Annotated in this window: 20 protein-coding genes and 1 pseudogene; 14 read left to right on the top strand and 7 right to left on the bottom strand. The window is 69.1% G+C overall.

The window, feature by feature from the left end; all coding sequences use genetic code 11:
- Positions 1-9 precede the first annotated feature (9 nt).
- Positions 10-1143, top strand: a pseudogene (locus A6I89_RS03220) (nitronate monooxygenase).
- A gap of 17 nt (positions 1144-1160) precedes the next feature.
- Here A6I89_RS03220 and dinB read toward each other — a convergent pair.
- Positions 1161-2417: a DNA polymerase IV gene (dinB, locus tag A6I89_RS03215; RefSeq protein WP_022596769.1), complete on the bottom strand. Its 1257-nt coding sequence runs from the start codon at positions 2415-2417 to the stop codon at positions 1161-1163.
- Between the two features lie 104 nt (positions 2418-2521).
- Here dinB and A6I89_RS03210 point away from each other — a divergent pair, with 104 nt between their 5' ends.
- Positions 2522-3331, top strand: a complete 810-nt coding sequence (locus tag A6I89_RS03210; protein WP_005512226.1) for a GA module-containing protein — start codon at positions 2522-2524, stop codon at positions 3329-3331.
- Here A6I89_RS03210 and A6I89_RS03205 read toward each other — a convergent pair.
- The 3 genes from A6I89_RS03205 to A6I89_RS03195 all read right to left on the bottom strand — a co-directional run bounded on the left by A6I89_RS03205 (position 3328) and on the right by A6I89_RS03195 (position 5327).
- Complete coding sequence (locus tag A6I89_RS03205; protein WP_013416515.1) at positions 3328-4125, bottom strand: Fpg/Nei family DNA glycosylase; 798 nt, start codon at positions 4123-4125, stop codon at positions 3328-3330. The two genes, A6I89_RS03210 and A6I89_RS03205, sit on opposite strands and share 4 nt — an antisense overlap.
- Before the next feature lie 8 nt (positions 4126-4133).
- Positions 4134-4616: a ribose-5-phosphate isomerase gene (locus A6I89_RS03200; protein ID WP_005512220.1), complete on the bottom strand. Its 483-nt coding sequence runs from the start codon at positions 4614-4616 to the stop codon at positions 4134-4136.
- Between the two features lie 78 nt (positions 4617-4694).
- The gene (locus A6I89_RS03195) at positions 4695-5327 is read right to left on the bottom strand and encodes a mycothiol-dependent nitroreductase Rv2466c family protein (RefSeq protein ID WP_037085088.1); all 633 of its coding nucleotides are present in this window, start codon (positions 5325-5327) and stop codon (positions 4695-4697) included.
- 131 nt (positions 5328-5458) lie between these two features.
- Between A6I89_RS03195 and A6I89_RS03190 the strand changes: the two genes are divergently transcribed.
- Both A6I89_RS03190 and pepN read left to right on the top strand, forming a co-directional pair.
- A complete protein-coding gene (locus A6I89_RS03190; protein ID WP_044991243.1) occupies positions 5459-6739 on the top strand; it encodes an NAD(P)/FAD-dependent oxidoreductase in 1281 nt (426 codons plus the stop codon).
- Positions 6740-6871: 132 nt separating this feature from the next.
- Positions 6872-9457: an aminopeptidase N gene (gene pepN, locus A6I89_RS03185; RefSeq protein WP_022596774.1), complete on the top strand. Its 2586-nt coding sequence runs from the start codon at positions 6872-6874 to the stop codon at positions 9455-9457.
- Between the two features lie 69 nt (positions 9458-9526).
- On the opposite strand, the gene A6I89_RS03180 is transcribed toward pepN, so the two are convergent.
- The 3 genes from A6I89_RS03180 to A6I89_RS03170 form a co-directional block, all read right to left on the bottom strand.
- Positions 9527-10003, bottom strand: a complete 477-nt coding sequence (locus A6I89_RS03180) for a DUF5130 domain-containing protein (protein ID WP_005512216.1) — start codon at positions 10001-10003, stop codon at positions 9527-9529.
- On the bottom strand, positions 9990-10238 hold the full coding sequence (ctaJ, locus tag A6I89_RS03175; protein ID WP_005512215.1) for an aa3-type cytochrome oxidase subunit CtaJ: 249 nt from the start codon (positions 10236-10238) through the stop codon (positions 9990-9992). Before ctaJ ends, A6I89_RS03180 begins: the two co-directional genes overlap by 14 nt.
- 61 nt (positions 10239-10299) lie before the next feature.
- Positions 10300-10965 (bottom strand): HNH endonuclease, encoded by a 666-nt coding sequence (locus tag A6I89_RS03170; RefSeq protein WP_005512214.1) that lies wholly within the window; start codon positions 10963-10965, stop codon positions 10300-10302.
- Between the two features lie 166 nt (positions 10966-11131).
- Between A6I89_RS03170 and A6I89_RS03165 the strand changes: the two genes are divergently transcribed.
- The 10 genes from A6I89_RS03165 to A6I89_RS03120 all read left to right on the top strand — a co-directional run bounded on the left by A6I89_RS03165 (position 11132) and on the right by A6I89_RS03120 (position 22874).
- On the top strand, positions 11132-11548 hold the full coding sequence (locus tag A6I89_RS03165; protein WP_044991245.1) for a globin: 417 nt from the start codon (positions 11132-11134) through the stop codon (positions 11546-11548).
- Positions 11549-11646: 98 nt separating this feature from the next.
- Complete coding sequence (locus A6I89_RS03160) at positions 11647-13251, top strand: glycoside hydrolase family 13 protein (RefSeq protein ID WP_013416522.1); 1605 nt, start codon at positions 11647-11649, stop codon at positions 13249-13251.
- 131 nt (positions 13252-13382) lie between these two features.
- Entirely contained in the window at positions 13383-15074 is a 1692-nt protein-coding gene (locus A6I89_RS03155; protein WP_022596777.1) for an FAD-binding protein, read from the top strand.
- 28 nt (positions 15075-15102) lie between these two features.
- Entirely contained in the window at positions 15103-15876 is a 774-nt protein-coding gene (locus A6I89_RS03150; protein WP_005512210.1) for an SDR family oxidoreductase, read from the top strand.
- Between the two features lie 6 nt (positions 15877-15882).
- Positions 15883-17019, top strand: a complete 1137-nt coding sequence (locus tag A6I89_RS03145) for an esterase-like activity of phytase family protein (RefSeq protein WP_022596778.1) — start codon at positions 15883-15885, stop codon at positions 17017-17019.
- 86 nt (positions 17020-17105) lie between these two features.
- The gene (locus tag A6I89_RS03140) at positions 17106-17819 is read left to right on the top strand and encodes an IclR family transcriptional regulator (RefSeq protein WP_022596779.1); all 714 of its coding nucleotides are present in this window, start codon (positions 17106-17108) and stop codon (positions 17817-17819) included.
- Positions 17820-18025: 206 nt separating this feature from the next.
- Positions 18026-19750, top strand: coding sequence for a bifunctional 3-(3-hydroxy-phenyl)propionate/3-hydroxycinnamic acid hydroxylase MhpA (gene mhpA / locus A6I89_RS03135; RefSeq protein WP_022596780.1), 1725 nt, complete (start codon positions 18026-18028; stop codon positions 19748-19750).
- Between the two features lie 11 nt (positions 19751-19761).
- Entirely contained in the window at positions 19762-20625 is an 864-nt protein-coding gene (locus tag A6I89_RS03130; RefSeq protein WP_022596781.1) for an alpha/beta fold hydrolase, read from the top strand.
- Between the two features lie 16 nt (positions 20626-20641).
- A complete protein-coding gene (locus tag A6I89_RS03125) occupies positions 20642-21583 on the top strand; it encodes a 3-carboxyethylcatechol 2,3-dioxygenase (protein WP_022596782.1) in 942 nt (313 codons plus the stop codon).
- 58 nt (positions 21584-21641) lie between these two features.
- Complete coding sequence (locus tag A6I89_RS03120; RefSeq protein ID WP_013416529.1) at positions 21642-22874, top strand: cytochrome P450; 1233 nt, start codon at positions 21642-21644, stop codon at positions 22872-22874.
- Position 22875 lies beyond the last annotated feature (1 nt).

Below are 22875 nucleotides of genomic sequence, written 5' to 3'. Positions count from 1 at the left end.
GAGTGCCGGATGCACACCCCCCTCTGCGACGAACTCGGCATCGAGTTCCCGATCTTCGCGTTCACGCATTGCCGCGATGTCGTGGTCGCTGTCAGCAAGGCCGGCGGTTTCGGCGTCCTCGGCGCCGTGGGCTTCACCCCCGAAGAACTCGAGATCGAGCTCAAGTGGATCGACGAACACATCGGCGACCGCCCGTACGGCGTCGACATCGTCATTCCGAACAAGTACGAGGGCATGGACTCGAACCTGTCGGCCGACGAGCTGACGAAGATGCTCCAGTCGATGGTTCCGCAGGCCACCTTGGACTTCGGACGCAAGATCCTCACCGACCACGGCGTGCCCCTCCCCGAGGACGGCAACGACAACGCGCTGCAGCTGCTCGGCTGAACCGAGGCGACCGCGACACCTCAGGTCGAGGTGGCTCTGCAGCACCCCAAGGTGACCCTCATCGCCAACGCACTCGGCACCCCGCCGGCCGACATGATCGACCACATCCACGCGGCCGGACGCAAGGTCGCGGCCCTGTGCGGCTCGCCTTACCAGGCGCGCAAGCATGCCGATGCGGGCGTCGACATCATCATCGCCCAGGGCGGCGAGGGTGGCGGGCACTGCGGCGAGGTGGGCTCGATCGTCCTGTGGCCGCAGGTCGTCAAGGAGGTCGCACCCGTCCCCGTGCTGGCGGCCGGTGGTATCGGCAGTGGCCAGCAGATCGCGGCAGCGCTCGCGCTGGGCGCCCAGGGCGCGTGGTCGGGCTCGCAGTGGCTGATGGTCGAGGAGGCCGAGAACACTCCCGTCCAGCAGGCCGCGTACGCGAATGCGAGCAGCCGCGACACCGTTCGCAGCCGCTCCTTCACCGGCAAGCCGTGCCGGATGCTGCGCAACGACTGGACCGAGGCGTGGGAGCAGGAAGGCAACCCCGAGCCGCTCGGGATGCCGCTGCAGTACATGGTGTCCGGCATGGCCGTCGCCGCCACCCACAAGTACCCGGACGAGACCATCGACGTCGCGTTCAACCCGGTGGGCCAGGTCGTCGGCCAGTTCACCAAGGTCGAGAAGACGTCGGCGGTCATCGAGCGGTGGGTGCAGGAGTACCTGGAGGCGACCGGCACACTCGAGCAGCTGAACGCCGCCGCCGAAGCCTGACGGACGTCTCACCGCGGTCACTCGTCGGGCAGCATCGGGACGCTCACTCCTCGGTCGCGACCGAGGAGCGCGGCGCGCGTCACCGCGACCGACCCGAACTTGGCCCGCACCGCATCGAGCGCCGTATCGAGCCGGACCCCGTCGGTCTCCGTCACCGGAGGCCCGGTGTCCGGCTCGAACGGTAGGGCCAGCTGCTCGGCGCCTTCTCTGTCCAGATTGGTCAACGCAACGCCCACGAGCGTGAGCCCGCGCTCGGCGATGAGCGGATGTGATTCGACGAGCAGTGCCCGCACGGCGGCCAGCACGACCTCCGTCCGGGCCGACGCCTCACCGAGCGTGACCGATCGAGTGGCGCGTTCGAAGTCGGCGAACCGCATCCGGAGCACGACCGTGCGGCACACCCACCCGGCCGCCCGCAGCCTGCGCACGACCCGATCCACCAGAGCCGCGGCCGTGGACTCGACCTCCGCGAAGCTCCGTTGCCGCCGGCCGAGGGCGTGCTGCGCGCCGATGGACCGGCGGCGGCGGCCGGTCTGCACTCGCCGCGGGTCGCGGGCCCACGCCAGGGCATGCAGGTGCCTGGCCGAACCCGGCCCCACCACCGTCGACAGCTCGCGTTCGGACAGCGCCGCCAGTTCCGCGACAGTCCGGACACCGTAGTCGCGCAGCTTGCGGGAAGTGACCTTTCCCACGCCCCAGAGCCGCTCGACGGGCAGCGGGTGGAGGAACTCGATCTCCCGGTCCGGTGGCACCACCAGCAGCCCGTCGGGCTTGCCGACCGCGCTGGCCACCTTCGCGAGGAACTTCGTGCGGGCCACACCCACAGTGATCGGCAGGCCCACCTGCTCCCGCACGTTGCGCCGCAATCGTTCCGCAATCCGCACGGGACTCCCGGAGATCCGCCGCAAACCGCCGACGTCGAGAAATGCCTCGTCGATGGAAATCCCCTCGACGAGCGGCGTCGTGCGGCGGAACACCTCGAAGACGGCCCTGCTGGCCTCGGCATACGCGGACATCCGCGGTGGCACGACGATCGCATCCGGGCACAGGCGCCGGGCCAGCGCTCCACTGGTCGCCGTCCGCACACCACGCGCCTTCGCCTCGTAGCTGGCGGCGAGGACCACTCCCCCGCCCACGATCACCGGGCGTCCGCGCAGGCGCGGGTCGTCCCGCTGCTCGACGGACGCGTAGAACGCGTCGAGATCGGCATGCAGAATCGTCGCCTCGGCACGCACCGCGGCCTCGGGATCGCACACACCGTCGGACACGAACATATGTTCGCATGCGCCACCGACAAGACGATCGGTGTCCGAGTCGCAGGTCACCCGGTCCCGGTATCCTGGATGTTGTCCGATTTGTCGCCTCCGGAAGGCACCCCGTGGAACTCCTTCTCATCGTCGCCGTACTCGGCGCCGTCGTCTTTCTGGTCATGAAGAGCCAGAACAAGAACAAGGGCCACTCGGCGAACCAACTCGAAGACGCCAAGGCGGACGCACGCCAGGCGATCGAGCGATTGGGTGGCCAGGTCTACAACCTCGTCGGCAGCGACGAGGCCTCCAAGCAGGCGCTCGCCGACGCATCCGAGCGGTACACCGCCGCCGGTTCGCAGATCGAGCAGGCGACCACGCCGGTGCAGGCGCGTCTCGCGAAGCAGACCGCACTCGAGGGTCTGTACTACATCCGCGCGGCACGCACGGCGATGGGCATGGACCCGGGCCCCGAGGTGCCGAGCATCGACGGCCAGAAGTCGGCCGGTTCGGTCACCGAGGATCGCGAGATCGAGTTCGAGGGCCGTCAGGTCGCGGCATCGCCCAACCCGTCGTCACGCACGCCCAACTACTACCCCGGCGGCCGCGTCGCCGGACGCCCGGTGCCGGCCGGCTGGTACTCCGAGCCGTGGTGGAAGCCGGCCCTCGTCGCCGGCGCGTGGGGTATCGGATCGATGTTCCTGTTCTCCGCCATGTTCTCGGGCATGGCCGGTGTCCCCTACGACGCGCAGGCTTTCGAAAGCGGTGCCGGTGAGGGCGGCGACGGTGGAGACGCTGGTGTCGACGGCGGTGACGCCGGAGGTGACACCGGTGACGGCGACTTCGGCGGCGGGGACACCGACTACGGCGCCATGGGCGACGGCGGCGACTTCGGCGGCGGCGACTTCGGCGGCGGGGACTTCGGAGGCTTCGACTTCTAGTCGACCTGACAACCGGGGCACCAGAACAGGTTGCGCCCCTTCATGACAGCGTGAGCGATCGGCGTGCCGCAGATGCGGCACGCCGATCCTGCTCTGCGGTAGGTGTAGGTGCGCGGCCGATCCTTCGCGTACGACGGGTCGCCGTGGTCGTCCTCGGGCCGCACGACGTGCATCTTGCCGCGGCGCACCCCGACGTTCATCAGGTCGACGAGGTCGGCCCACATCGCGTCGAATTCGGCGCGGCTGACGTTCTTGCCGGGGCGTTCGGGATGAATGCCGTGCCGGAACAGGATTTCGGCGCGGTAGACGTTGCCGACGCCGGCCAGGACGGCCTGATCCATGAGCAACGCCCCGATCGGCGTCTGCGACTTCGAGATTCGCGCCCACGCTCGGTCCGGGTCGGCGTCCGCACGAAGCGGATCGGGACCGAGGCGGGCCTCGATAGCGGCCACCTGCGGCTCGTGCAGCACCTCGCACGCGGTGGGCCCGCGCAGGTCGGTACCGAATTCGGTGCCCGCCATCCGCATCCGCACCTGTCCCACGGGCGGTTCGAGCGGGAGCGGCGACTCGGTGAACTTTCCGTACAGGCCGAGGTGGACGTGCACCACGAGGCCGTTCTCGTAGTGGTGCCACAGGTGCTTGCCCCACGCGTCGGAACGGACGAGGACGCGACCGTCGATCAGGGCCGCGTCCTCGGCGAAACGACCCTGGGGGCTCGACACCCGCACCGGTGATCCCGCGAAGCGCCGCTGATGCAGCCGCGCGAGACGGTGCAGGGTGTGTCCCTCGGGCAACGTGTCTCCTAGGCCTCGGGGGCCTCGGGCACCGCGGGTGCGACGCCGGTCTTCTCGTACTCGGCGAGGATGTCGATGCGGCGCTGGTGGCGCTCCTCGTCGGACCACTCCGCGGCCAGGAAGGCGTCGACGATCGCGAGGGTCTCCTCGAGCGAGTGCATGCGGCCGCCGATGCCGATGAGCTGCGCGTTGTTGTGCTGACGCGCGAGCTGCGCGGTCTCGACGCTCCACGCGAGCGCGCAGCGGGCGCCGGGCACCTTGTTCGCGGCGATCTGCTCACCGTTGCCGCTGCCGCCGAGGACGAGGCCGAGGCTGCCGGGGTCGGCGACGACGCGGCGAGCCGCCTCGATGCAGAAGGCCGGGTAGTCGTCGACGGCGTCGTAGACGTGCGCACCGCAGTCGATGGCCTCGTGGCCGTTCGCGGTGAGGTGTTCGATGATCTGGTTCTTGCGTTCGAAGCCGGCGTGGTCGGCACCCAGGTATACGCGCATGGCCTCAATTCTGACAGGCCACGCCGTCGCGGCGCCCCGCGGGGACGCCGCGACGGGTGTCGTGTGTGCCCGAGGACCTCAGTCGAACTCGGGGTCCTCGGTGCGGGTGCGCTTGAGCTCGAAGAAGTGCGGGTACGACGCCAGCGCGACGGTCCCGTCCCAGACTCGGCCGGCGTCCTCGCCGCGCGGGATTCGGGACAGGACGGGGCCGAAGAAGGCGGTGCCGTTGACGTGGATGGTCGGGGTGCCGACGTCGTCGCCGACCTTGTCCATGCCGGCGTGGTGGCTGCGCCGCAGTTCGGCGTCGTACTCGTCGGTGTCGGCGGCCGCGGCCAGCTCCGCCGGTAGGTCCAGCTCGGCGAGGGACTCGACCACGACGTTCGTCAGATCCTGGTCGCCGCCGTTGTGGATGCGGGTGCCCATCGCGGTGTACAGCGGCAGCAGGATCTCGTTGCCGCGTTGCTGCGCCGCGGCCATGAGGACCCGCACCGGGCCCCACGCCTGGGCCATCCGCTCGCGGTACTCCTCGGGCAGTTCCCGGCCCTCGTTGAGTACGGCGAGGCTCATGACGTGGAAGTTGGCCTCGATGTCGCGCACCCTCGTGACCTCGAGGATCCAGCGCGAGGTGATCCAGCACCACGGGCACAGTGGGTCGAACCAGAAGTCGACGGTATCCGTCGCATCGTCGGTGCCTGGGGTCTGTGCTTGCATGCTCACTCGCATCTCCTTGTCCGGGCGTAGCGACGTCCACGCCACACCTCTCGATTGAAGGGAACCACGTCGGCGCGGGAATGCTTCCCGAGCACGCCGATACCCGGTTAGGGTCGATCGAGGACAGCGAAATGACAGATCCAGTCGCAACACTGGAACGGAGCATTGACGTGACTTCCCTCGACCCATCGCAGCGCACCTTCGTCGTAGTCGGCGGAGGCCTCGCCGGCGCCAAGCTGGCAGAGTCCTTGAGAGCCAGGGATTTCGACGGCGCGATCGTGCTTCTGAGCGCCGAAGACCACCTTCCGTACGAGCGTCCACCGCTCTCCAAGGAGCACGTCGCCGGCAAGAAATCGCTGCCGGAGTTCACGGTGCAGAACGGCGACTGGTATCGCGACCACCACGTGGACCTGCGCCTCGGCACCACGGCAGAGGCGATCGATCGCGACAATCGGCGCGTCGTGCTGCCCGACGGATCCACGATCGGTTACGACAAGCTCGCCCTAGCCACCGGGTCCCGCTCGCGGCGACCTCCGATACCGGGCGCCGACGCGGCCGGAGTGCACTATCTGCGGACGATCGAGGAGTCGGACGCGCTGATCGCGGCATTGACCCCGGGGTCGCGTCTGGTCGTAGTCGGCGCGGGATGGATCGGACTCGAGATCGCCGCGGGCGCACGCGGCAAGGACGTCTCGGTGACGATCGTCGAGGCGGCCGACCTGCCGCTGCTGGCTGCGCTCGGCAGCGAGATGGGCGCGGTGTTCGCCGACCTGCACCGCGAACACGGCGTCGACTTCCGGTTCGGTGCGAAGGTCGAGGAGATCACCGTCTCCGACGGCCGCGCGAACGGCGTGCGTCTGGGCGACGGCACGGTCCTGCCGGCCGACGCGGTGCTGGTGGCGGTGGGCGCGCAGCCGAACATCGAGATCGCCGAGGCCGCGGGGCTTTCCGTCGACGGCGGGGTGTTGGTGGACGGCACCCTGACCACGAGCGATCCGCACATCGTCGCGGTCGGTGACATCGCGGCGCAGCAACATCCGCTGCTCGGGACTCGGATTCGCGTCGAGCACTGGGCGAATGCCCTCAATCAGCCGGCGACCGCGGCGGCCACGATGCTGGGCCATCCCGTCGAGTTCACGAACCTGCCGTACTTCTTCACCGATCAGTACGACCTGGGCATGGAGTACGTCGGCTGGGCGCCGGAGTATTCGAGGGTGGTCACGCGCGGCGACGTCGCCGCCCGGGAGTTCCTCGCGTTCTGGCTCGACGAGGAGAACCGGGTCCTGGCCGGGATGAACGTCAACATCTGGGACGTCACCGATGACATCAAGGCACTGGTCGCCTTCTCGGGCCCGGTCGACCCGGACCGCCTCGCCGACCCCGCCGTCCCCCTGCCGGACCTGCTCCCCTGACCCGTCGCGTTTTGCGCACTTTTCGCGCCCCGGGACCCGAGATCTGCGCGACAAGTGCGCAAATCGCGGGAGATGCGGGGTGCGTGATGGGATGTCAGGAAGTGTCCGTCCACCCGTGATGAGGAGTTCTCCGTGGCCCCACCGAATCTGACCCGCACTCAGGCCGCCGAACGGTCGGCGACGGTCTCGGTCGACAACTACCGCATCGACCTCGACCTCACCGACGGCGCCGGACGTCCGGGCGAGAAGACCTTCCGATCGCGGACCACCGTCACGTTCCGGGCGAAGGCCGGCGCCTCGACGTTCATCGACATCATCGCCGCCACAGTGCATTCCGCGACTCTCAACGGCGAGCCGGTCGACGTGTCGGCGTACGACGAGGCCACCGGGATCACGCTCGACGGCCTGGCCGAGGCGAACGAACTGGTCGTCGACGCGGACTGCATGTACACCAACACCGGTGAGGGCCTGCACCGATTCGTCGATCCGACGGACGACGCGGTGTATCTGTACTCGCAGTTCGAGACCGCGGACGCCAAGCGGATGTTCGCGTGCTTCGACCAGCCGGACCTCAAGGCCACCTTCGACATCTCGGTCACCGCGGCCGAGGACTGGGCGGTGATCTCGAACGCCGAAACCGTGCAGACCCTCGCGGCCACGCCGGGCCGGCACGTGTTCCGGACGACGCCGCGGATGAGCACGTACCTGGTGGCCCTCATCGCCGGCCCGTACGCGCAGTGGACCGACGCCTACACCGACGAGCACGGGACCATCCCGCTCGGCATCTACTGCCGCGCCTCGCTCGCGCCGTACATGGACGCCGAGCGGCTGTTCACCGAGACCAAGCAGGGTTTCGGCTTCTACCACCGCAATTTCGGGATGCCGTACGCGTTCGGCAAGTACGACCAGCTGTTCGTGCCGGAGTTCAACGCGGGCGCGATGGAGAACGCTGGCGCGGTGACGTTCCTCGAGGACTACGTGTTCCGGTCCAAGGTGACGCGCTACTCGTACGAGCGGCGCGCCGAGACGGTGCTGCACGAGATGGCGCACATGTGGTTCGGCGACCTCGTCACCATGCGGTGGTGGGACGACCTGTGGCTCAACGAGTCGTTTGCAACGTTCGCGTCGGTGCTCTGCCAGAGTGAGGCCACCGAGTACACCAACGCCTGGACCACGTTCGCGAACGTCGAGAAGTCGTGGGCGTACCGACAGGACCAGTTGCCGTCGACGCACCCGATCGCCGCCGACATCCCGGATCTGGCCGCGGTCGAGGTGAACTTCGACGGCATCACGTACGCCAAGGGGGCGAGCGTGCTCAAGCAACTCGTCGCGTACGTGGGCCAGGAGCCGTTCATGGCGGGTCTGCGTGACTACTTCGCCGAGCACGCGTTCGGCAACGCGACGTTCGACGACCTGCTGCGGGCGCTGGAGAAGGCGTCCGGCCGCGACCTGTCGGATTGGGGCGCGCAGTGGCTCAAGACCACCGGCCTGAACATCCTGCGTCCGGACTTCCAGATCGAGCCCGACGGCACGTTCCGCAACTTCGCGGTGCTCCAGGAAGGCGCCCGTCCCGGCGCCGGCGAGACCCGGGTGCACCGCCTCGCGGTCGGCATCTACGACGACGACCCGGCCACCGGCAAGCTGGTCCGGACCCACCGCGTCGAACTGGACGTCGAGGGCGACAGCACCGACGTTCCCGAACTGGTGGGCGTGCCGCGCGGCAAGCTGATCCTCGTCAACGACGACGACCTGACGTACTGCTCGCTCCGGCTGGACCGGGACTCGCTCGACACCCTCGTCGGCCGGATCGGCGACATCGCCGAGCCGCTCCCCCGCACCCTCGCGTGGTCGGCGGCGTGGGAGATGACCCGACAGGCCGAGATGCGAGCCCGCGACTTCGTCAGTCTCGTGCAGCGCGGCATCGGAGCCGAGACCGAAGTGGGCGTCGTCCAGCGGCTGCTGTTGCAGGCGCAGACGGCGCTCGCGGCGTACGCCGAGCCCGGCTGGGCGGATGCGTTCGGCTGGCCGGCGTTCGCCGACCGCCTCCTCGAACTGGCCCGCGAGGCCGAGGGTGGCTCGGATCACCAGTTGGCGTTCGTGAACGCGCTGACCGGCTCCCAGCTGTCCGCATGGCACACCGAGATCCTGCAGGAACTGCTCGACACGACCGATCCGGCCACCGTCGGGCTGGCCGGGCTCGTCGTGGACACGGACCTGCGCTGGCGGCTGGTGCACGCGCTCGCGGCGGCCGGGGAGATCGACGCCGACGGCACGGCGAGCCCGGTGATCGACGCCGAGGCCCAGCGCGATCCCACTGCCGCCGGCGCCCGCCAGGCCGCGGCTGCCGCCGCGTCCCGACCACAGGCGGCGGTCAAGGAACGGGCGTGGACGACGGTGTTCGACGACGACACCGTCCCCAACATCACCGCGCGGGCGATCATCGGCGGCATCGTCGCCCCGGGGCAGTCGCAACTGCTCGAGCCGTACGTCGCGCGCTACTTCGCGGAGATTCCGTCGGTGTGGGAGCGCCGGTCGAGCGAGGTGGCGCAGACCGTCGTCGTCGGGCTGTATCCCTCGTGGTCGATCAGCGAGCAGTCGGTGGCCGCTGCGGACGCGTTCCTCGAGGGCGATCATCCGCCGGCGCTGCGACGTCTGGTGGTCGAGGGCCGGGCCGGCGTCGTGCGCTCGCTGAAGGCTCGGGCCTTCGACGCCACCTGACCGCCGAAACGACGGTGACCCGGTGCCGTGCGGCACCGGGTCACCGGGGTGGAGCGTGAGTGCTCGGGCTTACTTGGGGGCGATCGCAGCGCTCATCACGCGCAGGGCCGAGACGAGGCCGTCGACGAGGTCGCCCTCGCCGAACGACGCCAGCGCGGCGGTGACGCCGAGCTGAGCGACCCGGTCGGTGACCCGGTGCTGGACGGCGCGGCCGCCGCGGACCTCGATCGCGCGCTGGTTGGGCGAGACCGCGATGAGGACCGAACGCTCGGCTTCCGGCGTGTGCGGGAAGATCGCGTCGGCGCCGAGCGCCGTGTTCTCGCCGAGATCGCCGACGTAGACGTTGAACCGCACCTTGGTGGAGCGGGTCGCGTCGGTGAGCGCATCGTCGAGGCGCACGAGCTGGTCGGTCGTGAACGGCAGCAGGTCGTCGAACGGCTCGCCGATGCGGTGCACGCCGGAGAGGCGACCGCTGGTCGTCACCACGGTGCCGACCGGCAGATCTGCCGGGGCGACCGAAGTCTGGATAACGTCACCACTTGCCACTTGCCGAACCTCCGATCGCGTCTGCGCCCACGGCGTGCGCGGCGTGGTGACCGTGCGTGGTCACCTCGTCGACGGCGCTCCACAGGACCGGCTGGTGGGTCCAGCGCTCGCCGAGGCGGTACTCGGTCGGCACGAAGCCGGGCGACTTCTTGGTCATGAAGGACAGTCCCGCGACGATCGCGATCACCAGGACGGGTATCCCTACGAATATCAGCACTGTCTCGAGAATGCTCACGAGGCAAACCGTAGCCGAGTCCTGCCGAAATGGAAGCGTCGGGGCCGAAACCGCCTTCTTCTCAGGCCGCGCCCTCGCCGAGATACGGCAGCCAGGTCGGATGCAGTTCGGTGGTGCTCGACAACAGCCTCCAGTGCGGGCCCGACGGTGGCACCAGCGCGGTCCGGAGCGTCCACCCCAGCTCGGTCAGCAGTTTGTCCGCTTTGCGGTGATTGCACGGCGCGCAGCACGCGACGCAGTTCTCCCACGAATGGCCGCCGCCCCGACTGCGCGGCACGACGTGATCGATCGTCTCGGCCTTGTTGCCGCAGTAGCCACAGCGGAAGCGGTCGCGGTGCATCAGCGCCGCCCGGGTCATCGGAACGCGCGAGCGATAGGGCACGCGAACATAGTTGCGGAGGCGGATGACCGACGGCACCTGCAGGGAACAGCCTTCGGAGTGGATCACGGGCCCGAGCGGATCCTCGTGGACGGCATCGGCCTTGTCGCAGACCATCAGCACGACGGCACGGCGGGCCGGCAGAGCGGTCAGGGGTTCGAACGTCGCGTTGAGCAGCAGTACCCTACGCTTGTTCCAGCCGGGCTGCGGGCCCCGACCCGGCAGAGCGAGCCCGGATGCTCCGGGCTCGGGAATGACATGCAGCGGGAAAGCCCCCGATGTGTGGTTACCCCGCACATCAGTGGGCACGAGTTGTCGATGCGCTCGCGCGCTCTGTCGGTGTGCCATGCGACCTCCGCGAAGACTGACCCAAGTTGACCACGGATGATGCGGTCCCGCACACCCATTTCCGGGAAAAAGTTGCTGCACGATCGGTGAACCCGGGGTGCCGGACACCGCGGGCCGGCCGTGCCCGGGTGACTTCGCCGCGAGAACGGGCACAATGGGACACGCCATGACTGAAACGAACCCCACGACCCCCACGACGGAGCAGACGTTCTACGACGCGGTGGGCGGAGCCGAGACGTTCCGCAAGCTCACCGCGCGCTTCTACGAGGAGGTGGCCAAGGACGAGATCGTCCGCCCGCTGTACCCCGAGGAGGATCTCGGCCCCGCGGAGCGACGTATGCGCATGTTCCTCGAGCAGTACTGGGGCGGTCCGCGCACGTACTCGGAGGAGCGTGGCCACCCACGCCTGCGGATGCGCCACAACCCGTTCAAGATCGGCCCGATCGAGCGGGACGCCTGGCTGCGCTGCATGCACATCGCGATCGCGTCCATCGACGAGCAGACTCTCGACGAAGCCCATCGGCGGGCCCTCGTCGACTACATGGAGATGGCGGCGGCCTCCATGGTGAACTCGCCGGTCTAGCGGCCCACGACCGAGGCAACCACACAGGCCGAGACACGGGCGCAGACACAGCCTCATACCGCGATCCGCACGCCCCCGATGCGGCACTATGAAGTGCTGTGACCACCCGTGACGATCAGCCCATCACCGGCACGGCGCCCGACTCGCGTCCGTGGTGGTCGGACGCCGTCTTCTACCAGGTGTATCCGAGATCGTTCTCCGATTCGAACGGCGACGGCGTCGGTGATCTCAGCGGAGTCGTCGACCGGCTGGGCTACCTCGAACTGCTCGGCATCGACGCCATCTGGCTCAGCCCGGTGATGCGGTCCCCCATGGCCGACCACGGCTACGACGTCTCCGACCCGCGGGACATCGACCCGCTGTTCGGCGACCTGGCGACGATGGACACACTGATCGCCGAGGCGCACGCGCGCGGAATCCGGGTCACGATGGATCTGGTCCCGAACCACACCAGCGATCAGCACCCGTGGTTCCGTGAGGCCCTCGCCGCCGGACCCGGCAGCAGCGCCCGGGAGCGCTACATCTTCCGTGACGGGCGCGGTCCCGGCGGCAGCGAGCCGCCCAACAACTGGCCCAGCGTGTTCGGCGGCCCGGCGTGGACGCGCATCACCGAATCCGACGGTTCCCCCGGCCAGTGGTACCTGCACATCTTCGCCGCCGAGCAACCGGATCTGAACTGGGACCACCCCGAGGTGTTCGACGACCTCGAGAAGACGCTGCGATTCTGGCTGCACCGCGGCATCGACGGCTTCCGGATCGACGTCGCGCACGGCATGGCCAAGCCCGAGGGTCTGCCCGACCACGACTGGGACGCCAACGCGCTGCTCCGCAACGAGGACGACGATCCCCGGTTCGACAATCCGGAGGTGCACGAGATCCACCGGGGCATCCGCGCGGTGATGAACGAGTACCCGCACGCGATGGCAGTCGGCGAGATCTGGGTCCGCGACAACGAGCGGTTCGGCGAGTACATCCGCCCCGACGAACTCCATCTCGGCTTCAACTTCCGCCTCGCCGAGACGCCGTTCGACGCCGACTCGGTGCGCGCCGCGATCGAGAACTCGCTCGACGCGGTCGCCCGGGTCGGCGGCACGGCCACGTGGACGTTGTCGAACCACGACGTCGAACGAGAGGTCACCCGGTACGGCAACGGGTCTCGCGGGACGACCCGTGCCCGCGCGATGGCGCTGGTAGAACTCGCGCTGCCGGGGGCGGCGTTCATCTACAACGGTGCCGAACTGGGACTGCCGAACGTCGACCTGCCCGACGCGGCGCTGCAGGATCCGGTGTGGGAACGATCGGGCCACACCGAACGCGGCCGGGACGGATGCCGCGTGCCGATGCCGTGGGAGGGGACGTCGCCGCCCTTCGGCTTCTCGACCGCGCCGGACACGTGGCTGCCGATTCCGGCGGAGTGGGCGGACCTGACCGTCGAGGCACAGCTCGAGGACGTCACGTCGACACTGTCGCTGTATCGCGCAGCGCTCGAGCTGCGCGCGACGCTCCCCCAATGCTCGGGCAGCGAAATCGATTGGTACGGAAGCCCTCCGGGATGCTTCGCGTACCGCCGCCGCGGCGGTCTCGTCTGCGTCCTCAATGCCACCGACGGACCGATCCAGCTGCCACCAGGCACCGTCGTGTTGTCGAGTCTGCCGCTCGTGGACGGCCTGCTACCCGCCGACTCGGCGGCCTGGTTGGTCTGATTCGCCGTCCTCCCGCCCAGCGGGAGGGACGATTTCGCCGCCCTTCACGCGCTTCCTAGGGTCGTGGACGCGACGCGACCGGACACAGGCGCCTCGGGTCGCTCCCCCAACGCACCCCGAGGAGCTCCGCGATGGCCGCGACCGAACCGAACCCGACCGAGAAACCTGGGCAGTCCCACTGGGACCACGAGGTGGATCTGCTCGTCGTCGGCAGTGGCGCAGGGGGTTTCACGGCCGCCCTCGCCGGCGCCGCGGAGGGTCTGGACACTCTGCTGATCGAGAAGTCCGACGTCTACGGCGGTGCCACCGCGCTGTCCGGCGGCGGGGTGTGGGTTCCGAACAATCCTCTGCTGATCCGTGAGGGGCTGGGCGATTCCCGCGCCGACGTCCGCCGATACCTCGACGCGGTGCTCGGCGACCGGGTGCCGTCGGCGAATGTCGACGCATTCATCGACGAGGGCCCGAAAACCCTCGAGTTCCTGGAGACGTCGAGCCCGCACATGCGTTTCCAGTGGTGCACCGGATACTCCGACTACCACCCCGAACAGCCGGGCGGCCGTCCCGCGGGCCGGACGATCGAGCCGCTCCCCGTGGATCTCAGGAAGCTCGGCGCGGACGAGCACCTGCTGCGCCCCGCCGCCCTCGCGACGCCGCCGGGCCTGTTCATCACATCCAAGGACTTCGTGCAGCTCAACATGGTGATGCGCACGTGGAGGGCCAAACTCACCGCGCTCCGAACCGGGTTCAACGCCGTGAAGTCGATCCTGCTGCGCCGACACATGGACACCCTGGGCCGCGCTCTCATCGCGCGACTGCGGCTGGCGCTGAAGGACGCCGGGGTGCCGCTGTGGCTCGAGACGCCGATGCAGACGCTCGTCACCGACGAGACCGGTGCCGTGATCGGTCTGGTCGCCGAGCGGGGCGGTCGCGCGGTGCGGATCCGCGCTCGTCGTGGCGTCGTCCTGGCCACGGGCGGATTCGAGTTCAACGAGGACATGCGCAAGACGTACCTGCCCGAGGGCGGTCGGGACAACTTCAGCGCCGCATCGAAGGACAACACCGGAGACGGCATCGTGGCGGGCCGGAGTGTCGGCGCCGCAGTCGATCTCATGGACGACGCGTGGTGGATGCCGTCGTTCCAACGGCCCGACGGCATCGTGCAGGTGATGGTCGCCGAGCGTTCCGTACCGCGGTCGGTCATCGTGGACCAGCACGGCAGACGATTCACCAACGAGGCGGCGCCGTACGTCACGTTCGTGCACGACCAGTTGGCCGGCGGCCACGAGCCCACCTGGTTCGTGTTCGACGAACGCGCCAAGAAGCGTTACCCGATCGGCGGCATCATGCCGGGGCAGAAGTTCCCCACATCGTGGATCGACGGCGGATTGGTCGTCGTCGCCGACACGGTCGAGGAACTCGCCCACCAGATCGACGTTCCGGTTGCTGGACTCACCGAAACCCTCTCCCGTTTCAACGGATTCGCCCGAAACGGGAAGGACGAGGACTTCCACCGCGGCGAGAGCGCGTACGACAACTACTACGGCGATCCGAGCCTGCCGCACCCCACCCTCGACGTGATCGACACCGCTCCGTACTACGCGCTGCGGATGCGCGCCGGCGACCTGGGCACCAAGGGCGGACTGGTGTACAACGAGAACGGTCAGGTCCTGCGCGCGGACGGCTCCGTGATCGACGGCCTGTACGCCACCGGCAACACGTCGGCGTCGGTCATGGGCAACGACTACGCGGGAGCGGGCGCCACCATCGGACCCGCGATGGTGTTCGGCTACATCGGTGCCCGCCACGCCGCCCGCAGCAAGTGACAAAGCCAAACGCTGGAAGGTGAGCCATATGAGTGAATCGGCAATGCTGTCCGACAAGGTCGTTCTCGTCACGGGCGGCGCCCGTGGCCTCGGCGCTGCATTCGCGCGCCGAATCGTCGAGGGCGGAGGCAAGGTGGTGATCGCGGACGTCCTCGACGACGACGGCCGCACCACCGCCGCCGAACTGGGCGACGCCGCCCGCTACGTCCACCTGGACGTCACGGACGCCGACGCGTGGCGGTCCGCCGTCGAGTTCACGGTCGCCGAGTTCGGGTCGCTGACCGGCCTGGTGAACAACGCGGGAGTATCGACCGGCCAGTACATCGAGCACGAGCCGCTCGAGCACTTCCGGCAGGTCCTCGACATCAACCTCGTCGGAGTGTTCAACGGCATCCAGGCCGTCATCGCCCCCATGCGGTCCGCGGGCGGCGGGTCGATCGTGAACATCTCGTCCGCTGCCGGCCTGATGGGGCTCGCGCTCACCGCCGGCTACGGGGCGTCGAAGTGGGGCGTGCGAGGCCTGTCGAAGATCGCCGCCGTCGAACTCGGCACCGACCGGATCCGCGTCAACTCGGTTCACCCGGGCATGACGTACACGCCGATGACCGCGGGCGTCGGCATCCAGCAAGGGGAAGGCAACTACCCCAACACCCCGATGGGACGGGTCGGCGAGGCAGACGAGATCGCCGGCGCGGTGACCTACCTGCTGTCGGACGCGGCGTCGTACGTCACCGGCGCCGAGATCGCCGTCGACGGCGGCTGGACTGCCGGTCCGACCGTGAAATACGTGATGGGACAGTAGGAAAAGATGGCCACTGCGCACCTGTTCGCGGCCGGCGCGGTGGCGCTCGCAGGGCTGGGCGGACTGCTGCCCGGCGCCGGATCCCTCGGTGCCGGGTCGGTGGACGCCGGTTCCCTCGCGGGTGCCACTCCCCCTCCGCGCGTCGACTATGTCAACGCGATCACGTTGCCCGCCGGCCTCGAGTTCGGCGGCTCCCGCGTGGGCGGGCTGTCGGGCATCGACTTCGACGAGGCGTCGGGCGAGTTCGTCGCGATCAGCGACAATCGCGGCGAGCAGGGTCCGGTCCGCCTGTACACCCTGGACCTCCCGCTCGAGGACGGCCGCCTCACCACCGCCCGGTTCGACGAGGTGGTGCACCTGCGGGACGTCGACGGCGCGCCGTACGCGCCGCGCACCGCCGACACCGAGTCCGTGCGGTGGTTGCCCGATCGCGGCGGCTACATCTACACCAGCGAAGGCGAGTCGAGAACCGGCCGGCCCGGCTTCGTCCGGGAAACGTCCTCCGACGGCATCTTCCTGAGGGACGTGCCGCTGCCGGAGCATTTCGCACCACGTCTCGACCTGGACGGTGCGCTCGTGTCGGGGATCCGCGACAACCTCGGTTTCGAGGCGATGACCCTGTCGCACGACGGTTCCCGCGTCGTGGCGGTGTCCGAGAACGCGCTGGTCCAGGACGGTCCGGCCGCGTCGCTCGACGGCCCGTCGCCGTCTCGGCTGGTGGTTCTCGATCGCGCGACGGGGGCCGACGTCGGCGAGTACGTGTACCCGGTGGACGCGGTCCCGCCCGGCGGCATGGCGCAGGCCACCGGAGTCGCCGAGATCCTCGCGGCCGGCGACGACGCCTACCTGACCCTCGAGCGCACGCTGATCCCGGGCCGGGGCTTCACCGGGAAGATCTACCGCACGACCATCGACGGCGCCGACGACGTGCAGGAGGTGCCCGCTCTCACCGGCGCCGAGCGCGTGATGCGCAAGGAGCTCGTGTTCGACTTCGCCACCGTCGCCGAAGATTCCGATTGCATCGAGGGCATCACGTGGGGACCCCGCCTGCCCGACGGCTCCCGTTCGCTGGTCGTGGTCGCCGACGACAACTTCGGCCTCGCCGGACGCACCACGTTCCATCTGCTGTCGGTCTCGCCCTGACCGCGCGGGGGGTGCGGCGACCGCGTCGTCGATCGCCGCACCCCGCGTGTGCACATTGTGCACACCCTGCGGCATAGGGTGAGCCCGTGGCCGACACCGATCCGAACCCGCAGACCACCCCCGCGCCCACTCGCGCGGCCGGGACGCAGACGCTCGCCCGCGGCCTGCACGCGCTCGAACTCGTTGCGAACTCCGCGAGTGGACTGACCATCCAGGATGTCGCGGATCGACTGGGTGTGCACCGCAGCATCGCGACCCGACTGCTGGCCACCATCGCCGACCGGCGCCTCATCAGCCGCGGACCGGACGGCCGCTACCGCGCCGCGGGCGGTCTGGCCGCGCTCGGCCGCGAGGTCTACTCCGGCCTGCGTGAGGTCGCGACGCCGCTCATGCAGAATCTCGCCGACCGCCTCGGCGCGAGCGTCGCATTGTTCGTGGCGGAGGCCGACGACGCCGTCGCCGTGGTGGTCGCCGAGCCCGCGAACTCGACGGTCCGGGTCTCGTTCCGCCAGGGCGGCCGCCACCCTCTCGATCGCGGTGCCGCAGGGTACGCCCTGCTCTCCGCACTCCCCCCGCGCCCCGGAGAGGATCCCCGGGTGACCGAGGGACGCCGGACCGGCTACGTCATCAGCTTCGGCGAGGTCGAGCCCGGCTACTGGGGCCTGGGCGCCCCCCTCGCCCAGGTCGAGAACGAACCGGCGGCCTGCCTCACCATCATCAGCGCATCGAAGGAACTCATCGAAGGATCCGTGGACGCAACCCTCGAGGCCGTGGCGCAGTTGCGCCGGTACACCACCTGACCTGACGGCCCGATTTCCGGACGAGAGACCCGCACCGACCCGTTCGGTGCGGGTTTCGTGCGTTCTGCAGGGTGACAGCCACGTGGGCTTGCGAGGGGCGGCGTGTCCGTGTTCACATAGTGCGTATCGATGTGCAACTAACGGTCACCAAGACGCGCTATTCGCACACTCGAACCCCGGGCCGGCGCAACCGCAGTGAGGAACCTATGAACACCACCCACCACGACAGTGACGTGATCATCGTCGGCGCCGGGCCCGTCGGCCTGATGCTCGCGAACATCCTCGGCATGTACGGCCGGTCGGTGACCGTGCTCGAGGCCCTCGACGACCTCATCGACTACCCGCGCGGCGTCGGGCTCGACGACGAGTCCTTCCGGACGATCCAGACCGTCGACCTGGTCGATTCCGTACGTCCGCACACCAATCCGCAGCACATCATGCGGCTGGTCAACGGCGCCGGGAAGGTGATCCTGGTCAACAATCCGCAGACCGTGGAGTTCGGGTGGGAGCGCAAGCACGGATTCATCCAGCCCGAGGTGGATCGCGCACTGTACGAAGGACTTTCGCGGTTCGACGACGTCCGCGTCCTGTTCGGCCACCAGGTCGAGACCGTCGAGGAGGACACCGAGTCGGTCACCGCGATCGCTCACGTCACCGGACGCGACGGCACAGTCGAGGAGCACCGCTTCCGGGCCCGCTACCTGGTGGGCTGCGAGGGCGGCAAGTCGCCGACGCGCAAGCGCCTGGGCGTCACCTTCGAGGGTGAGTCGCCGTCCACGCGATGGCTCGTCGTGGACGTGAACAACGATCCGCTCGGCACGCCGAACGTGTTCCTCGGCGCCGATCCCAAGCGACCGTACGTCTCGATCGGTCTGCCGCACGCAGTGCGCCGCTGGGAGTTCATGCTCCTCGACGGCGAGACCGAGGAGCAGGTGACCGACCCGGCCTTCGTCGATCAGCTTCTCGCCGAGCATGTTCCGGATCCGTCGAAGCTCGAGTTCATCCGCCGCCGGGTCTTCACGCACCACGGCCGGGTGGCGTCGAGCTTCCGGAAGGGGCGCCAGATCGTCGCCGGCGACGCCGCACACCTGATGCCGGTGTGGATGGGCCAGGGCTGGAACTCCGGCATGCGCGACGCGACCAACCTCGGCTGGAAGCTGGCAGCGGTGCTGTCCGGACAGGCCGGGGACGACCTCCTCGACACCTACACCGACGAGCGCAAGGAGCACGCGCAGGCGATGGTCGACCTGTCGCTCACGTTCGGCAGGTTCATCAAGATCACCAACCCGGCGGCCGCCGCCCTGCGCGACGCCGCGTCGTCCGCACTGAACCTCTTCCCACAGGTGAAGAGCTACTTCGCGGACATGCGCTTCAAGCCCATGCCGCGCTACACCCGCGGGGTGCTCGCCGATCCCACGACGCAGGCGTCCGGCCGGGCCGCGGCCCGCCTGACCAGCAGACTGGTCCCGGTCCGAACCGCCAACAGCACCGTGTCCCCGGTCGGCGTGCAGTTCCCCCAGCCACGGGTGACCACCCGAGCAGCCACCGACGTTCTGCTCGACGACGCGATCGGCAACTGGTGGTCGGTGCTGGTGTGGGGCAACAACCCGCGCGATCTGTTGCCGCAGGAATCGCTCGACAAGCTCGCCGTGCTGGGTGCCCGACTGATCGCGATCGTTCCGGAGACCCAGCGCGAGTGGGCCGAGAAGTACATGGACGACGACGTCGTCGTCCTCGGTGATCACACCGGCGCAGTGAAGAAGTGGTTCGACGACCGGCCCACCCCGATCATCTTCCTGCGCCCGGACCGGTTCGTGGCCGGCGCCTGCCTGGCCCAGCACGCTCCCGCAACCCTCGACGCCATCCTGGCGGCGATGTCGTTCACCGGCCGACCCGCGTCCGTCACCGCCCAGCCGTCGCTCGCCAACTGAAGGAGATTTCCATGTCCGTCCCGACCCCCGACTACACGACCGACGCCTTCTTCGGGCTCGAGGACAAGTGGCTCGAGACCGCCGCCGGCGAGCTCACGCACTACCACGACCTCGGTGAGGGCACCCCGATCCTGTTCCTGCACGGCTCCGGCACCGGCGTCACCGCCGCCGCGAACTGGTGGCTCAACCTCCCCGAACTGAGCCGCTACGGGCGCTGCATCGCAATCGACTCGATCGGCTACGGGCAGTCCGTCGTCGCCGACGGCACTGCGTACGGCATCAAGGAATGGGTCCGCCACGCGGTGCGCGTCCTGGACTCGCTCGGCATCGAGAAGACGTGGATCGTCGGCAACTCCCTCGGCGGTTGGCTGGCCTTCCAGTTCGCGATCGACTTCCCCGACCGGCTCCTCGGCATCGTGTCGATGGGCACCGGCGGCGCCAAACTGACGGGAGCGCTTGCCGCGCATTCGAATCCGACGCTCACCGAGGACGGCATCCGCAAGACCCTCGAGATGTTCGTGGTCGACAAGTCGCTGGTCACCGACGAGTTGGTGTCGCTGCGCTACCAGTCGGCCCTCAACGACACCGCCTCCGACAGGCTGGCCGACGTCGTCGCCGCCCGCGACCGGGACCGCCACGCCCTGCCGCTGGACTTCGAGGTCCTCGCCCGCCTCGACATCCCGGTCCTGCTCGTCCACGGCGTCCAGGACGTCGTGATCCCGGTGTCGCGGACGTGGGAGCTGCTCAACGTGATCCCCCACGCCGACGCGCACATCTTCAGCCAGTGCGGCCACTGGTCCCAGGTCGAGCGCGCAGCCGAGTTCAACGAGGTCGTCGGCAGCTACCTCGCCCGCCACGCCGACACCCGCCGCTGATCGGGGGAGGATCGTCATGCCACAGGCACTGCTGTGCATGTCCCACAGCCCACTGCTCGACCACGCCGACCCGCCGGCCGACGTCGTCGCGTCGGTGCAGGGTGCGTTCGAGCACGCGCGGACGTTCGTTCGCGACTTCGATCCGGATCTGGTGGTGAACTTCGGCCCGGACCACTTCAACGGGTTCTTCTACGACCTGATGCCGCCGTTCTGCCTCGGCTACCGCGCGCACGGCACCGGTGACTACGACTCGTTCGCGGGTGAGCTGGACGTCCCCGAGGAGATCGCCGAAGACCTCGCGCAATTCGTGATCGACCGCGGCATCGATCTGGCGATCTCGCGGCGAATGGAGGTCGATCACGGCGCCGTGCAGCCGATGGAGATCCTCCACGACGGTGACGCCGCCGCCCGGCCGGTTCTCCCGGTCTTCGTGAACTCGGTGGCCCGCCCGTTCGTCCCGATGTCCCGGGTGCGGGCGTTCGGGCAGGCCGTGGGCGAGTACTTCCGCGGCACCGACCGCCGGGTGCTGTTCATCGGTTCGGGGGGCCTGTCGCACGATCCCCCGGTACCCCAGTACGCGACGGCCACCGATGCGCAGCGTGAGTTCCTCACCGGGGGAAGACATCCCACAGCGGAGGCGCGCGCAGCGCGACAAGCGAACACGATCGCCACCGCGCGCCGGTTCGCGGCCGGCGAGGCGGACATCATGGACCTCAACCCGGACTGGGACCGCGGATTCCTCGAGGTCTGCCGGTCCGGACGTGTGGAGGACTTCGACCGCTACACCGCCGACGACATGGATGCCGCCGCCGGACACTCCTCGCACGAGGTCCGCACCTGGGTGGCCGCATATTCGGCGCTGCACGCGTGCGGGGACTACGCCGTGACGTACGAGTTCTACCGGCCCATCCCGGAGTACATCGCGGGCTTCGCCGTCACCACCGCCGTCCCCCGCTGACCCACACCCGTTCCGGACGGGGGTTGACAAGTTCGGTGATCTGTCTCACAGTCGAGACATGACGACGACCATGTCCGGCAAGGCGTCCTACGTTCCCCGATCCGGCGAGTCGTGGCGGGATCCGTGGGGCATGTACGCGGCGCTGCGCGATCACGACCCCGTGCACCATGTCGTGCCCGACGGATCGCCGCAGGACGACTACTGGGTGCTCACCCGGCACGAGGACGTGTACACCGCGGCGCGTGACGCCGAGACTTTCTCGTCGGCCGAGGGCCTGACGATGACGTACGGCGAGCTCGACAAGATCGGGCTGCGCGACAATCCGCCGCTGGTGATGCTCGATCCGCCGGTGCACACGCAGTTCCGTCGCCTCGTCGCGCGCGGTTTCACTCCCCGCCAGGTCGAGGCCGTCGAACCGGAGGTGCGCCGCTTCGTCGTCGAACGACTCGAGGGCCTGCGCGCCGCCGGCGAGGGCGACATCGTCACCGCGCTGTTCAAGCCGCTGCCCAGCATGGTCGTGGCCCACTACCTGGGTGTGCCGCCGGAGGATCGCGGCCGGTTCGACGGCTGGACCGATGCGATCGTCGCCGCGAACGCGACTGGTGACCCCCTCGCGGCCCAGACCGCAGTGGTCGAGCTGATGACGTACTTCGGTGGTCTGATCGAACGCCGCAAAGCCGAGGCCGAGGCGGGCAACGCCGGTGACGACACCATCTCGCACCTCGTCGCCGCTGGCATCGGCGCGGACGGCGACGTCTCCGGCCTGCTTTCGATCCTCGGGTTCGCGTTCACCATGGTGACCGGCGGCAACGACACCACCACCGGAATGCTCGGCGGCGCAGTGCAACTACTGACTCAGCGCCGCGATCAGCGGGATCTGCTGCTCGCCGACCCGGGGCTGATCCCGGGGGCGATCGAGGAGCTCCTGCGGCTGACGTCGCCGGTCCAAGGGCTGGCGCGCACCACGACGTGCGACGTCACGATCGACGACGCCACCATCCCCGCAGGACGCAAGGTGCTGCTGGTCTACGGGTCCGCGAACCGCGATCCCCGCGCGTTCGGCGAGAACGCCGAGGAACTCGACGTTCGGCGAAACCCGAAGCAGATCATGACGTTCAGCCACGGCAACCACCACTGCCTCGGCGCAGCGGCCGCACGGATGCAGGCCCGCGTCGCGCTCGAGGAACTGCTCGCTCGCTGTCCCGATTTCGACGTCGACATCGACGGCGTCGAGTACGCCGCCGGCAATTACGTGCGCCGCCCCACCCACGTTCCGTTCCGCGCCGGGTGAC

It is taken from the genome of Prescottella equi, assembly GCF_002094305.1.
Lineage (GTDB): Bacteria > Actinomycetota > Actinomycetes > Mycobacteriales > Mycobacteriaceae > Prescottella > Prescottella equi.
Note: the sequence above shows the minus strand (reverse complement) of the source record. Positions and strands in the feature narration are given on the sequence as shown.

Bases quoted from the DNA above. Each gene is read 5' to 3' on its own strand.
- A6I89_RS03165 (WP_044991245.1), top strand. From the start codon at position 11,132: ATGACTGAAACGAACCCCACGACCCCCACGACGGAGCAGACGTTCTAC.
- A6I89_RS03170 (WP_005512214.1), bottom strand. From the start codon at position 10,965: ATGGCACACCGACAGAGCGCGCGAGCGCATCGACAACTCGTGCCCACT.
- A6I89_RS03150 (WP_005512210.1), top strand. From the start codon at position 15,103: ATGAGTGAATCGGCAATGCTGTCCGACAAGGTCGTTCTCGTCACGGGC.
- A6I89_RS03145 (WP_022596778.1), top strand. From the start codon at position 15,883: ATGGCCACTGCGCACCTGTTCGCGGCCGGCGCGGTGGCGCTCGCAGGG.
- A6I89_RS03130 (WP_022596781.1), top strand. From the start codon at position 19,762: ATGTCCGTCCCGACCCCCGACTACACGACCGACGCCTTCTTCGGGCTC.
- A6I89_RS03190 (WP_044991243.1), top strand. From the start codon at position 5,459: ATGACAGATCCAGTCGCAACACTGGAACGGAGCATTGACGTGACTTCC.
- mhpA (WP_022596780.1), top strand. From the start codon at position 18,026: ATGAACACCACCCACCACGACAGTGACGTGATCATCGTCGGCGCCGGG.
- A6I89_RS03155 (WP_022596777.1), top strand. From the start codon at position 13,383: ATGGCCGCGACCGAACCGAACCCGACCGAGAAACCTGGGCAGTCCCAC.
- A6I89_RS03195 (WP_037085088.1), bottom strand. From the start codon at position 5,327: ATGCAAGCACAGACCCCAGGCACCGACGATGCGACGGATACCGTCGAC.
- dinB (WP_022596769.1), bottom strand. From the start codon at position 2,417: ATGTTCGTGTCCGACGGTGTGTGCGATCCCGAGGCCGCGGTGCGTGCC.
- A6I89_RS03120 (WP_013416529.1), top strand. From the start codon at position 21,642: ATGACGACGACCATGTCCGGCAAGGCGTCCTACGTTCCCCGATCCGGC.
- A6I89_RS03200 (WP_005512220.1), bottom strand. From the start codon at position 4,616: ATGCGCGTATACCTGGGTGCCGACCACGCCGGCTTCGAACGCAAGAAC.
- A6I89_RS03125 (WP_022596782.1), top strand. From the start codon at position 20,642: ATGCCACAGGCACTGCTGTGCATGTCCCACAGCCCACTGCTCGACCAC.